12 protein-coding genes are annotated in these 13,129 nt (G+C 38.6%); 10 read left to right on the top strand and 2 right to left on the bottom strand.

Annotation, left to right across the window (positions count from 1 at the left end; all coding sequences use genetic code 11):
* Window positions 1–71 precede the first annotated feature (71 nt).
* From ybaK to H5079_RS05510, 8 genes are all read left to right on the top strand, one after another.
* Window positions 72–533: a Cys-tRNA(Pro) deacylase gene (gene ybaK / locus H5079_RS05545; protein WP_182683645.1), complete on the top strand. Its 462-nt coding sequence runs from the start codon at window positions 72–74 to the stop codon at window positions 531–533.
* A gap of 56 nt (window positions 534–589) precedes the next feature.
* A complete protein-coding gene (locus H5079_RS05540) occupies window positions 590–841 on the top strand; it encodes a hypothetical protein (RefSeq protein WP_041454920.1) in 252 nt (83 codons plus the stop codon).
* 164 nt (window positions 842–1,005) lie between these two features.
* On the top strand, window positions 1,006–1,269 hold the full coding sequence (locus tag H5079_RS05535; protein ID WP_041454922.1) for a hypothetical protein: 264 nt from the start codon (window positions 1,006–1,008) through the stop codon (window positions 1,267–1,269).
* 149 nt (window positions 1,270–1,418) lie between these two features.
* Window positions 1,419–3,149 carry an ATP-binding protein gene (locus tag H5079_RS05530; protein WP_182683644.1) on the top strand — a complete coding sequence of 577 codons (1,731 nt, stop codon included), beginning with the start codon at window positions 1,419–1,421 and terminating at the stop codon, window positions 3,147–3,149.
* Window positions 3,142–4,506 (top strand): sigma-54 dependent transcriptional regulator, encoded by a 1,365-nt coding sequence (locus tag H5079_RS05525; protein WP_011329990.1) that lies wholly within the window; start codon window positions 3,142–3,144, stop codon window positions 4,504–4,506. The genes H5079_RS05530 and H5079_RS05525 overlap by 8 nt, the downstream gene beginning before the upstream one ends.
* Window positions 4,507–4,693: 187 nt before the next feature.
* Window positions 4,694–5,653, top strand: a complete 960-nt coding sequence (locus H5079_RS05520) for a porin (protein ID WP_182683643.1) — start codon at window positions 4,694–4,696, stop codon at window positions 5,651–5,653.
* A gap of 11 nt (window positions 5,654–5,664) precedes the next feature.
* Window positions 5,665–7,140: a DASS family sodium-coupled anion symporter gene (locus H5079_RS05515; RefSeq protein ID WP_182683642.1), complete on the top strand. Its 1,476-nt coding sequence runs from the start codon at window positions 5,665–5,667 to the stop codon at window positions 7,138–7,140.
* Between the two features lie 178 nt (window positions 7,141–7,318).
* On the top strand, window positions 7,319–8,740 hold the full coding sequence (locus H5079_RS05510; protein WP_182683641.1) for a coniferyl aldehyde dehydrogenase: 1,422 nt from the start codon (window positions 7,319–7,321) through the stop codon (window positions 8,738–8,740).
* Between the two features lie 118 nt (window positions 8,741–8,858).
* Here H5079_RS05510 and H5079_RS05505 read toward each other — a convergent pair whose 3' ends face one another.
* The gene (locus H5079_RS05505) at window positions 8,859–9,584 is read right to left on the bottom strand and encodes a tetratricopeptide repeat protein (RefSeq protein WP_011329994.1); all 726 of its coding nucleotides are present in this window, start codon (window positions 9,582–9,584) and stop codon (window positions 8,859–8,861) included.
* 512 nt (window positions 9,585–10,096) lie between these two features.
* Between H5079_RS05505 and H5079_RS05500 the strand changes: the two genes are divergently transcribed.
* Together H5079_RS05500 and H5079_RS05495 are read left to right on the top strand one after the other, a co-directional pair.
* Entirely contained in the window at window positions 10,097–10,960 is an 864-nt protein-coding gene (locus H5079_RS05500) for a DUF6279 family lipoprotein (protein ID WP_182683640.1), read from the top strand.
* Between the two features lie 131 nt (window positions 10,961–11,091).
* Window positions 11,092–12,123 carry a GGDEF domain-containing protein gene (locus H5079_RS05495; protein ID WP_041454926.1) on the top strand — a complete coding sequence of 344 codons (1,032 nt, stop codon included), beginning with the start codon at window positions 11,092–11,094 and terminating at the stop codon, window positions 12,121–12,123.
* Window positions 12,124–12,126: 3 nt separating this feature from the next.
* On the opposite strand, the gene H5079_RS05490 is transcribed toward H5079_RS05495, so the two are convergent.
* Window positions 12,127–13,065 (bottom strand): LysR family transcriptional regulator, encoded by a 939-nt coding sequence (locus tag H5079_RS05490; RefSeq protein WP_011329997.1) that lies wholly within the window; start codon window positions 13,063–13,065, stop codon window positions 12,127–12,129.
* Window positions 13,066–13,129: the final 64 nt, after the last annotated feature.

The following is a 13,129-nucleotide window of genomic DNA, read 5'->3' as shown; positions in this document are numbered from 1 at the left end:
GTGTTTTATAATATTAAACGGCGCTTTTTAGAGCGTCGTTTTTTTTGCTCAAAATAATAGCGTAGCAACATATGACACCAGCAATAGAGTTACTAAAAAAACAAAAAATTGGCTTTGAATTATTAAGCTATGAGCACGATCCAAACACCACTAACTTTGGCCTTGAAGCAGCCCAAAAGCTAAACCTTAATAGGGATCAGGTGTTTAAAACCATAGTGCTGGAAAACCAAGATGGACAGCTCATAGTCGCCATTACACCTGTTTCTCAGCAAGTTAACTTAAAGCTGCTTGCCTCATTGTGTGGCGCTAAAAAGGTAGCTATGGCTGCGGCAAAAAAAGTGCAAGCAAGCACAGGTTATGTATTAGGAGGCGTGAGCCCACTGGGACAAAAAAAACGTCTTGCCACTTTTTTGCACAGCAGCGCTGCACAATTTGCATGTATTTATGTAAGTGCCGGTAAACGAGGCTTAGACATTGCGATTAACCCACATGAGTTAACCAAATTAACAGCAGCGGTGCTGGGGGAATTTTGATCGGCATTGATTTTATAACGCCTAGTTAATTAAATTACTGCAAAAATGGAGGACAAATGGCAAAGCCAAATAAAAAAGGGCCAACTAAAACGGTCGATATATTTTGCTCAAGCTGCAGGGCACCTTTATTTAAGTACCGTAAAGGGGGAAAAGGTGCGTTAGTTAAATGTTTTATTGAGCGCATTAGCCAAGACTATACTAAGCAGCCTTGTATTTGCCCAAAATGCGAACGCCCATTTGCGCGGCCTGCAATTATTAAAGGCACAGCTGCATATAAAATGATTGGTGGAAAAGTTACTTTTAAATAAGGCATCTGTTTATTTCAATATTCCGATTAGGGCGGACATAAGCCCTTGATTGAATTTGCTACATTGATAAACTTAACCGGTTTTGCTGTTTCAATGATTGAAAAATACCCTCCCCACGGATCGGGCCAGTCAATTGGGTTTTTAAAATGGAAAAGGATAGACGTGTGATTGCACTTTTATTTGATATTGTAGGTATGACGGGTACTGCTTTAGTAGTGGGTTCATTTTTTTTGTTACAACTAAATAAAGTATCACCAGCGAGTTTGCTTTATAACATGATGAACTTAACCGGCGCTATATTGCTGCTTATTAGTCTTTGTTATAACTTTAATTTAGCCAGTTTTGTAATTGAAATATTTTGGATTGCAGCCTCTTTAATTGGTTTATATAAATATGTTAAAAATAAACCAAAGCTAGGCAAAGCTTAATTATACTTTTATACCGTGAAATTGCCTTATTTCACGGTTTTTATGTTTTTAATACAATTGTTAACAAAAAGTTTATATCTCTCTTTGCATTATGCAGATAAACTATACCCCATTATTAATAGCTAACATTACCCGTTTTATAGGCGTTTATGTTCTTCATTCCTAAAAAAATTATTTTCGCATTTTTATTGCTACTCTTGTTGTTAACAGTCACTTTTTGGTTTGGTCGAATACATGACTTAGCGCAAGCAAAAAAACAAGCCGACCAACAAGTAAGCCAATTAAATAACTACATTGATAATGAGCTTGCTCGATTTGCTGCGATCCCGCAATTACTCACCAATAACAACTTACTCATTCGCTTTACTAATAACGAAGAAGAGCATTATAGCGCTATTAACAACTACTTAGCGGATATACAAAAAGCCAGTGGCGCATCTGATATTTATATACTTAATACTCAGGGCGAGGTTGTTGCGAGCAGCAATTGGCAGGCCGATTATACTTTTTTAGGTAGTAACTTTTCATTTCGACCGTATTTTAAACAAGCATTTGCGGGTGAAAAGGTAGCTTATTTTGCGCTTGGTCAGCGTTCAAAAGAGCGTGGATTATATTTTTCGCAGGCTATTTATCATGAAGGTAAAGCAATTGGGGTTGTGGCGCTAAAAGTAAATGTTGCTAAATTTGAAGACGACAGATCGCTGCTTAATACGGCAGCAGGTAGTCATTTTTATTTACAATTAGCAGATAATGTTATTGCTATGTCGGATGAGCCTAATTGGCGTTTAAACAGTTTTCAAGAGCTGGATATTGCAGCCAGGCGGGAAATAAATCAACGTCGTGCTTATTTAGACTACCAGCCGGGTCTTATTCCTTTACAACAATTTAATAGCCAAAACATTGCACAATTTAAAATTGCTAAGCGTTTATATGTAGTGGCCTCTAAGCCATTAAAACACTTTAATGCCCAAATGAACGTATTAGTAGATGTTTCTAACATAGCAGCCATGCAGCTACCTCGGTTGTTATGGTTGATGATTTTTTATTGTGTGTTTATTTTTATCGTTTATAGCTTACTTGCACGTTTTGCTGGTTATAAAAAACTACTTTATTCTAGGCACAGTTTAGAGCAAAAAGTGATTGAGCGTACCCAAGCACTTGAAAAAGCTCAAACCGCTTTAGTACAGTCTGCAAAACTTGCCACCATAGGGCAATTAAGCGCAGGCATAAACCATGAAATTAACCAGCCTTTGTGTGCCATGAACGCTTATTTAGCCAGTGCAAAAATATTGCTAAATAAAGGTAAGTTAACAGCATTAAACGAGAACTTAGTCATTATTGAGGGCTTAGTGGAGCGGGTGCATAAAATTGTTGCGCAATTAAAACACTTTAGTAAACCTTCAAAAATGCAACTAAGGCCGCACCCTTTGTCGGCATTATTAAATAACGCTTTAATGATCACTCATTCACAACTAAAACAAGATGATATTAGCGTTATTCCTCCGCAGTTTGAGCAAAATATTACCGTTTTGGTCGATTCGCTTAAGTTTGAACAAGTATTAGTTAACGTTATTACTAATGCATCGCAGGCAATGAGTAACTGCGCAACGCGGCAATTAAGTTTTGAAGTTGAATGCTTTGATGGACGCGTAAAACTATCGATATTAGATACAGGATCTGGCATAGAACACCATACTTTAGGCTCTATTTTTGAACCATTTTATAGTACCAAGTCGAGTACCGGTTTAGGCCTTGGTTTATCAATATCTAAGCAAATCATCGACTCGTTTGATGGTCGTTTAAGTGCGCATAATCGCCCAGAAGGGGGGGCGCAGTTTATTATTTGTCTTTGGAGTACTGCGGAGTCACAACATGATTGAGCCACTGCTTTGTAAACAGGTAATGGTTATTGATGATGAGGCGATGATCCGCGATTCGTTAAATCAATTACTCACTTTGGAAGGCTACCAAGTTCAATGTTTTAGTGATGGGGCAACGGCGCTTAGTCGCTTAAGCCGAGGCTATAGCGGCGTGGTCCTTAGCGACATTAATATGCCAGCAATGGACGGGCTTACGTTACTTGAGCAAATAAAAGCGTTTGATAGTGAGTTACCGGTTATATTTTTAACTGGGTATGCCGATGTGTCGGTGGCGGTAAAAGCGATGCAGTTAGGCGCTTATGATTTATTTGAAAAACCCCTTAACGAGCATTTAATAGATTGTATTGCTAGAGCGTGCGATAAACGCAGCCTGGTAATGGAAAACCGCGCTCTTAAACGCGCGGTAGAAAAAACCTCAGCGCCGGGTGTGCGTATTTTAGGTGATACGCCTAAAATGCAGCACATGATGAAGCTGCTTAATACCGTGATAGATACTCCTGCAGATATATTAATTGAAGGTGAAACTGGGACTGGCAAAGAGCTGGTTGCACGTTACTTACACGACCACAGTAACCGTTCAAGCTGTCAATTTGTGGCGATTAACTGTGGTGCTGTGCCAGAGCAGCTCATAGAAAGTGAACTGTTTGGTGCTGTAAGCGGTGCATACACTGGGGCCACAAAAAATAGAAAGGGTAAATTTGAATTTGCCCAAGGTGGCACTGTTTTTTTAGATGAAATAGAAAGCACCCCGTTGTCGTTACAAGTAAAGTTACTGCGTGTACTAGAGGAGCGAAAGGTAACGCCGGTTGGTGCTAATCATACCGTTAACTTAGATATTCGCATTGTTGCTGCTACTAAAGTTGATTTGCTGGCATTGGTGAATGAAGGTGGGTTTAGAGCCGATTTATATTATCGCCTTAGTTTGGTCAAAGTAAGCATTCCAGCGCTGCGCGATCGAAAAGCTGATATTCCTTTATTATTTAAGCATTTTAGCTCAATTGCGGCAACGCGGTTTTACAAACCACTTGGGGCATTAAATGTAGAGTTAGAACAACGTTTATTAGCCTATGACTGGCCAGGTAACGTGCGTGAACTAAGAAACCAAGCAGAACGAGCAGTATTGTTAGGGCCTGAATTAGCATTTGCGCAAAGTGATTCAGCTGATCAACAAGTGTTATCACAAGATTTAAGTTTGGCCGAAAAGGTCAGTTATTATGAGCAATCTTTAATAGAAGAAGCGTTAGAGCGTAACCATGGCAGTATAAAAAACACCATGGGCACGCTGCAAATTGCGCGTAAAACCTTGTACGACAAAATGAGTAAATATGGTCTAAATCGGGATATGTTTACTGATTAGGGCATGTAGTAGTGTGCGATAAAGGTGATGTTTTTAAATAAAAGTGTGCGGATATCCGCACACTTTTTTGCTTTAAAAACAGTGTTAATCATTTAACTTGCTGAAATTTATGTTTATTTAGTAGTTGGCCATCATTTTGCTTAATGGGTGTACAACAATAAGTAGATTCTAATTTTTAGGACACATGATGATAAACAACACACACGTTAAACGCTCTGCGCTTACTTTATTGTGTAGCATAACTGCCTTACCTAATATGGTATTAGCTGCTGAATATTCTGTGTATGGTAAAGCAGAAGTGCAAATAGCTAAAACCGATACAGGCGTTATGCGCTACGCCGATGAAGGCACACAAATAGACGCGCCATTTTCACGCATAGGGATCAAAGGACAACACACACTTAACGAGTACGTTAGCGCAGTATTTAAATACGAAGTACAAGTAAAGGGCTTTGAACATGACGATACTAACGAGCCGTTTGCAGCGCGTAATACCTATTTAGGTTTAAAAGGTGCGTTTGGTGAAATAGTTGTCGGTAGAAACGATACCCGCTTTAAATACTCAGAAGGTAAGCTGGATAATTTTAACGAAACACAAGCCGATATAGCACAAGTTATTGCTGGGCAAGACCGCCTTGGCGATACCATCACTTACACTTCAAACTATTGGCATAATGCTCAGTTTTCATTTACTTATGCCCCCAAAGACGATAATAAAGATAACCATGCGGGTTTTGCCGCTACACTTATTTACGGTGATCGTAATTTAAACAATACGCCATATTATATTTCTTTAAGCCATGTTGACTCACTTAATAATATTAAAGCGAGTCGGATTGCAGGTGTTTATAAGTTTGAGCAGTTACAGCTAGGTGCTTTGTATCAACACTCAGAGTCAATAGATGGCACTAAATCAGGCAATGGCTATGTACTAAGTGCAAGCTATACCTTAGATAAGTGGGTTCCTAAATTACAGTTTGCAAAAGATGACTCAGCACTGCGTCAAGAGTCAGAAGCCACTCAGTGGAGTACAGGTTTAGACTATGTATTTGATAAACAAACCACGGCTTATCTTTTATATACAGACTTAGACTTAGAAGAAAACGCCGATAGCAGCTTAGCGCTTGGTCTTAGGTACAAATTTTAAGGTTTAGATAAATGACACAACAAATTTTGCAAAATAACGCGCCTAAAAACCAATTTAAGCAATGGTTATTACTGCTACTTGGGCCAAGCATAATGCTATTGACCTGTTTACTCGATCCCCCTACGGGCATGTCCAGTGCAGCGTTTAAAACTGCTGGGTTAGCATTTTGGATGGCGTCGTGGTGGGTAAGCGAAGTAGTGCCTATTCCGGCGACTGCTTTATTGCCACTTGTTATATCGCCACTGGCTGGTATAGCAGGTATGAAAAGTGTAGCCGCGCCTTATGCTCATCCATTAATATTTTTATTTTTAGGTGGGTTTTTAATTTCTATCGCAATGGAGCGCTGGGGGTTACATAAACGCATAGCACTGAGCACCATGTTGTATGCAGGCACTAAGCCTAGCTTACAAATATTAGCTATGATGCTGGTTACGGCTTTTTTATCTATGTGGATGTCAAATACAGCCACTGCAGTGATGATGCTACCAATAGCTTTGTCTATTACACATTTAGTAAAGCAGTCAGATCCTAGCAATGAAGGATTTGGAAAAGCTTTACTACTTTCTATTGCTTATGGTGCCAGTATTGGTGGTATTGCAACATTAATCGGTACTCCGCCTAATGCTTTAATGGCAGCTTACTTGTCCGATAGCTACCAAATAGAAATTGGCTTTGCACAGTGGATGCTAGTCGGTGTGCCACTGGCGGTAAGTATGCTGTTTATTAGTTGGATTTGGCTTACAAAGTTTGCTTATAAAGTAGACGCAGGTATTAAAAATAATCAAAAAATAGACACCAAAGCTGTATTTACTGAACAATTAAAAGCACTTGGTGAAATGCAACGCGCCGAAAAAGGCGTGTTATTTGTATTTGTGCTTGCTGCCGCGTGTTGGATATTTAGACCTTTGCTAGGCGAGTTTAGTGGTTTGAGTATTTCAGACACCACTATTGCGATTGCAGCGGCGTTATTATTATTTGTATTGCCTGCAAATAAAGGCACTAACGAGCGTATTTTAGATTGGGAAAGTGCTGCTAGAGTGCCATGGGGCGTATTATTATTGTTTGGTGGTGGCTTAACACTTGCCTCGCAAATAAAGTCATCGGGCTTGGCGCAATATATTGCACAAATGATTCAAGGCGCGAGTGCTATTCCTCTCGTTATGAGTATTTTAGTGGTCGTTGCATTAATTACATTTTTAACCGAAATCACCAGTAACACCGCCACCGCGGCTGGTTTTTTACCCTTACTTGGCCCCGTTGCAGAATCGATTGCAGGCTCACCACTTGTGTGGGTTATTCCGGCGGCGATTGCCTGTAGTTGTGCATTTATGATGCCAGTAGCCACTCCGCCAAACGCAATTGTGTTTGGCTCAGGGCAAATACAAATGCGCGACATGATACGCGCAGGCTTTGTGCTTAATATTGTGGCAATTGTTTTAATTACCTTAGTAACAATGACAATTGCAGCGCAAGTATTTGGCTTTTAAATTACGCAGCTATTGGCTGCTAAACAACAGCCAATAGCTGCAACAGTTACCACTTAGTTCCAACCAAAACCAGAGTAGTTTTGTATATAGTTCAATACTATGCAAAATTACTCTTTATTGCTCGTATTACAGAACAAGGTTATAGTCTCAAATAACTTTAAAATTTGAGTAATCTATTTTGACTATCGACGCACCGCAAACACCTTCGTTAACTACACAATTTGATGAGTTACAACAGTACTTTATAAAAACTCCTTACTTGTCGATTAATAAACGCATCACAGTGTTAAAGCAATTGCGCAGTCGTATTGTAGAGTTTGAGCAAGAGCTGATAGACGCAGTATCAAAAGACTTTGGTTATCGCACCGCATTTGACACCTTGCTAGGCGATATATTACCCACCATGCAAGCCTTAGCGCACACCATAAAAAAACTACCAAAGTGGTCTAAACCAAGCAAGCGATCAGTAGGTTTAAGCTTATGGCCTTCAAAGGTGAGCGTAACATACCAGCCTAAAGGCGTGGTTGGCATTATAGCGCCTTGGAATTACCCAATACAGCTTGCCATTGTGCCTGTTATTACCGCATTGGCAGCGGGTAATCGTACAATGTTGAAGCTCAGTGAGTTTACCCCCCACACCAATCAAGTGCTTGAAAAGCTATTTAGTGGTGAACTAGAGCAGCATTGTAAAATAATACAAGGGGGGAGTGACGTTGCTAGTGAGTTTTCATCGCTGCCATTTGCACACCTGTTTTTTACAGGCTCAATTGCGGTAGGTAAGTTAGTAATGGGCGCTGCAAGTGCTAATTTAACGCCAGTTACCTTAGAGCTTGGCGGTAAATCGCCTGTTATTATTACTGAAAAAGCAGATATTAAAAAAGCGGCGCAAGCAATACTCTTTGGTAAAATGGCCAATGCTGGGCAAATTTGTGTTGCCCCCGATTATGTATTTGTACCCAAAGAGCTTGAGCATCAATTGGTGCAACACTTGTGTGAATTATATAAAAAACACTACAAACAAGGGGTAGAAGGTAAAAATTTAACCTCTATTGTAAGCGACGCTCACTATGCACGCTTATCTGGTTATTTAGAACAAGCACAGCAGCTAGGCGCAACCATAATTAAACCTCTTGAAGATAACCAGCAAGACCCAGATAAACATCGAATGGGGCTACATATTGTCACCCAAGTAACCGATGACATGCAATTAATGAAAGATGAGCTATTTGGCCCAATATTACCTGTAATGAGTTACACCAACTTAGAGCACGCAATAAGTTATATAAAGCAGCATCATCACCCATTAGCCTTGTATATTTTAGGGCAAAATAAACAAATTCAAGAATATATTATAAAGCAAACACTAAGTGGTACTGTTGCGGTTAACGACACCTTAGTGCAAGTAACTGCCGATGATGCGCCGTTTGGTGGAGTGGGGCATTCTGGAATGGGGCATTATCATGCTAATGAAGGGTTTTTAACCTTTAGCCATGCTAAAAACACGCTGGTTTCTGGATCATTCAATCCACGTATCGGCATGCTACTTAAACAAAGCAAAGTACTAATTAAGTTATTAAAGTGGCTTTATATTAAAAAGTAGTGAATATAACAAAAAGGCTAAACTCATCTTACTGCATTAGTTAGTATTAGCGAGCTTAGCCTTGTTATTTAAACGCTGTTTTAGAGCAATTAATTAAAACAGCGTTTAAAGCAGTTTATTAAAACAACCGCCCTTCACCAGCGTAAGTGCCGGCTAAAATTCTGGTATAAATAGCGTCGGCTTTTTCTTTTGCTTCTTCCACTTCTTTGGGCAGCATTTTTTGCTCGTCGAGCTTGCGACTATGGCTTGCTTGCATATTGCCGTTATACTCGGCAATGGTGTTCCAAATATATGACTTTTCTAAATTCTTAGGCATGCCTAAGCCTTCAAAGTACATTAAAGCTAAATTAAATTGCGCCAAAGTATAATTATTGGCTGCAGCTTTTTCATACCACGTTTTAGCAAGTTCATAATCTACGCTTACGCCATCACCATTGGCATACATAACGCCTAGGTTAAATTGTGCAGCGGGTAGGTTTTTGTTTGCCGCTTGTTCAAATAACTTTATTGCCATTTGTTTGTCGAGTTTTACCCCGTTGCCTTCATCGTATAAAACGGCTAAAGCAAACATAGAATCGGGGTGATTTTTTGCTACCCCTTGTTGATAAAGTTGAGCAGCTTTACGGTAGTCACGCGTTACACCATACCCACCTTCATATAATTTACCCAGCTCATAAATACCAGGGGCAAAGCCTTTATCTGCTAGGTAATTAAACTCTTTTAGTGCTTGTGCAAATTCGCCTTCATTAGCGGCTTTGATCCCTTCCTCTAACCCAGCATGAGCGAAAGGGCTACTAAGTAAAATGCCAGCTAGTAGTAAGGTTTTTAAATTAAACTGTGACATAAGAATGTCTCCAATAAGTGATAGTTGCAATGTGTACTATTTAAACATTATTCTATTTAAAATTTTGCGCTAAATGAGGTAATGCAACGTTTAAAAATTAAGTGCAAAGTTTATTGCTTGTTATGCATTACGCTGGCTTTAGTATTAAGCACCGCATTAGCAAATGCAAAGTACGCTTATTATAGCTTAAAGCCGAGCAGAGTTGTTTTAGCAGTGTAAGATACAGATATTACAAAAAATTTAAAGCAGTAAAAAAAGCCCTTTCGGGCTTTTGGGTCATATCAACCGTCACTAATATGAAAAATGAAGATGTAAGCTAAACTTTGTTTATTAAAACCTGAGCTACATAAGTATTACGTGCTTAAATAAAATAACAGCATCCGTGCTGAAAGTTCATCCTTGGGCACTGAGGTCGGTACATTTAACTTATGCGAGTGATTATCAGTTAGATTTAAAGCAAAGTCAAATGCAAATAAAAACTATTATCAAGTTTGTGTGTGCGCAGGAGAGTTATGTTAATTAAAATAGATACAAAAAAAATAATACATGCAATGGTAGTCATCAGCTTTGTACTTTTAGCTAGCTGCTCTACTTCTTTTGCTTATAACAATTTACCTTGGCTATCATCATTTTGGGTAGATGACTACATAGACCTAAACAGTAGCCAAGCAAAACAACTTAAAATTATAATTAAACAAACCCGTAATTGGCATCGTCAGGTCGAGCTGCCTAAGTACAAGCAAGATCTTATCAAGTTACAAAAAACATTTAATAGTGAGTTTAATATCAGCGATTTAACACAGCAGGTTACTGTAGCTAAATTGCATTGGAGCAATTTATTAATACAGGTTAAAGCGCCTTTAATAGAATTGGCTAAAACACTCAGTACCAAGCAACAACAAGAGCTTGTAACTAACATACAAGCTAACTTAGCTGACGAGTTAAAACAGTATCAAGAGCAAACGACGCAACAACTTAGCGAAGAGCGCCTAAAAGAGCAGCTTAGTTATTATAAAGATTGGTTAGGGAAATTAACTAAGCAGCAAACACAGCTTATAACAGTAGCTAACGAGCAGCATATTAATACCTTTGTGCTTTGGCAGCGTTATAAGCAAAATAGGTTAAACGCACTGCAACAGGCTTTTAATTATGAGTTGCGTAATGTTGAGCAGTTTGAGCAGCAAATGAGCATTATAATTACCGATCGTGAATATTTTATTAGTGAAGAATTAGCGGCCAAAAACCAAGCTAATTTAATGGCTCATGTAAATTTGCTTGTTAGTTTAAATAGTACTTTATCGGATAAACAACGCCGCCACGTAAATAAGCACTTTGCTGAGTTGATAGAGACGGTGGACGATCTTATTGCTGATTAGGTTTTTTACGCAGTACAGTAACGAATTTTTATATAATTATTTACCAGCAGGGCTGCTATTGTAGGTAAACTATTTTGTTATATTTATGTTTCACGTTAAACTAATTTTTTATTTTTTATCAAGTTTCATAAATGGATATAGCAGCACTTAATAGTACAGAGTTTTTAAGGAAAAATGTTCTCAAATGGGTCAGCTTATGCTTTGGTTGCTTGGCGTTGGTATTTGCAGGTTTTAATCTTACTGTGAATAATTTAAGTGTGCTTGGTTATTTTGAAGTTGTTTTTTCGCTGTATTGTTTTTGCATTTATTTTCGTTTGGGTAAACACCCGGTGCAAGTTTGGCAGTCTGTTGTTATGTGTGCCTTTATTTCTTTTATTGTGGTTTTTGGAGCTTATATAGCCGCACCTAGTAATGGGGTGTTTGTTTGGGCGTTTGTGCTGCCTACTTTGTATTATTTATTACTAGGAAAAAACTATGGATTTATTTTTTCCATTGTTTTGCTCAGCTTGCAAAGTATTGTATTAATTAATAAATCCTCGTTAGCTCCTTTTACTTCTCTTAATTTATGTTTAAATATATTATTTGCTTATATTGTTATTTGGGCTATTTCACATACATTTGAAAGTAGCCGCTCGCAGTTTTCAAAAAGACTTAAAAAACTTGCTATGCTTGATCCTCTGACCGGAGCGGGTAATCGTTTGGCAATGAATCATTATTTTTCGGTTGAGTTACGTGAGCGTGCCCAGCTTTACTTGTTTTTAGTTGATTTAGATTATTTTAAGCAAATAAATGATAAATACGGCCACGATGTGGGCGATAAAGTATTGATAGAAGTAGCCACGCTATTAAAAGTTACTTTTGCTAAAGGTTATGTTTTTAGGGTCGGGGGCGAGGAGTTTGCACTTATAAGCTCGTTTAATAGTGAGCATGCAGCGCTTGCTGTTGCCGAAAAAGTAAGAGCTGCACTGGAAAATAAATACATAAACGTTGATAACTATAAAATAAACCTAACAGCAAGTATTGGCGTTGCAAATTATAAACCCCAACAATCACTCAATGAATTGCTTAAAGCAGCCGATAAACAGCTTTATAAAGCCAAAGATTTAGGGCGCAATAGCGTTTATTATCCAGCGGTTAAAAGTGACAAAACAGCGCTTATATAACGATTAATACATGTGATCAAAATTTGGGATACTGTTTTCCCAAATCGGTTTATCTTTGCCTAAATACTCGCGCACAGCATCAAAAAATAGTCGCGTTCTGACCGGTAAGTCGCGATGCGGATATAACGCATACATAGCACTGTGGTCCATTATTTTTATATTGGTAAGTAATGGCACTAACTCGCCATCAATAACTTCGTTATCGAGTAAAAATGCAGGCGCCAAAAAGTAACTGGTGCCAGAGAGTGTTTTCATTAGCAATACTTCAGCGTCGTTAGCCCGAAACACACTCCTTATTTTTTGCTCGCAAGCCTCACCTTTATCGTTATAGTAATTTATTGCATCCACTCTAAATGCATTGCTTTTATAGCTTGCCGCCGGCAATTGAGCCAGATCGCTCATAGTTTTAGGCATGCCATAGGTTTTTACAAATTCAGGTGTTGCTAATATCAATAAACGATTACGGGCAATTTTACGCGCAATGAGCGATGAATCTTTTGGCTCGCCAATTCTAAATGCTAAATCAAACCCTTCAGATACTATATCGACCAAGCGGTCATCTAAACGTAATTCTACTTCTACTTGTGGAAAGCGTTTTTGAAAATCATTAATCACAGGTTGTAAATAACGGCGACCAATAATGGTTGACGCTGTTATTTTTAATAATCCACGCGGCTCTTGGTGATAGTTTTCGGCCATGCGCAGGGTTTCACCTAGCAGCTCTCTGAGGTCGGCTGCTTTTTTTATCATTTCGGCGCCCGCTGCAGTAAGCGAAAAAGAACGTGTTGTTCTGTTTAACAACCTCACGCCAAGCTCATCTTCTAAACGGCTAATTTGTTTTGATATAACGGAGCGGTCAATATTACGTATTTCAGCTGCTTTGGCAAAAGAGCCTTGTTCAACCACTTCAAGTAACATTAAAAGTCGACTAGTTGTATCCATAATATTACCTAAAATAGTTTATTGATGCCATTTTGGCATTAATGAATTTAGAAATCTATTATTT

The sequence above is a fragment of the Pseudoalteromonas sp. SG44-5 genome, assembly GCF_014164175.1.
In the GTDB taxonomy this organism is placed as follows: Bacteria; Pseudomonadota; Gammaproteobacteria; order Enterobacterales; family Alteromonadaceae; genus Pseudoalteromonas; species Pseudoalteromonas nigrifaciens.
This window is presented reverse-complemented; position numbering and strand designations above follow the sequence as displayed.

Excerpts from the sequence above, each read along its gene's own strand:
- ybaK (WP_182683645.1), top strand. The coding sequence starts at position 72 with ATGACACCAGCAATAGAGTTACTAAAAAAACAAAAAATTGGCTTTGAA.
- H5079_RS05540 (WP_041454920.1), top strand. The coding sequence starts at position 590 with ATGGCAAAGCCAAATAAAAAAGGGCCAACTAAAACGGTCGATATATTT.
- H5079_RS05530 (WP_182683644.1), top strand. The coding sequence starts at position 1,419 with ATGTTCTTCATTCCTAAAAAAATTATTTTCGCATTTTTATTGCTACTC.
- H5079_RS05525 (WP_011329990.1), top strand. The coding sequence starts at position 3,142 with ATGATTGAGCCACTGCTTTGTAAACAGGTAATGGTTATTGATGATGAG.
- H5079_RS05520 (WP_182683643.1), top strand. The coding sequence starts at position 4,694 with ATGATAAACAACACACACGTTAAACGCTCTGCGCTTACTTTATTGTGT.
- H5079_RS05515 (WP_182683642.1), top strand. The coding sequence starts at position 5,665 with ATGACACAACAAATTTTGCAAAATAACGCGCCTAAAAACCAATTTAAG.
- H5079_RS05505 (WP_011329994.1), bottom strand. The coding sequence starts at position 9,584 with ATGTCACAGTTTAATTTAAAAACCTTACTACTAGCTGGCATTTTACTT.
- H5079_RS05500 (WP_182683640.1), top strand. The coding sequence starts at position 10,097 with ATGTTAATTAAAATAGATACAAAAAAAATAATACATGCAATGGTAGTC.
- H5079_RS05495 (WP_041454926.1), top strand. The coding sequence starts at position 11,092 with ATGGATATAGCAGCACTTAATAGTACAGAGTTTTTAAGGAAAAATGTT.
- H5079_RS05490 (WP_011329997.1), bottom strand. The coding sequence starts at position 13,065 with ATGGATACAACTAGTCGACTTTTAATGTTACTTGAAGTGGTTGAACAA.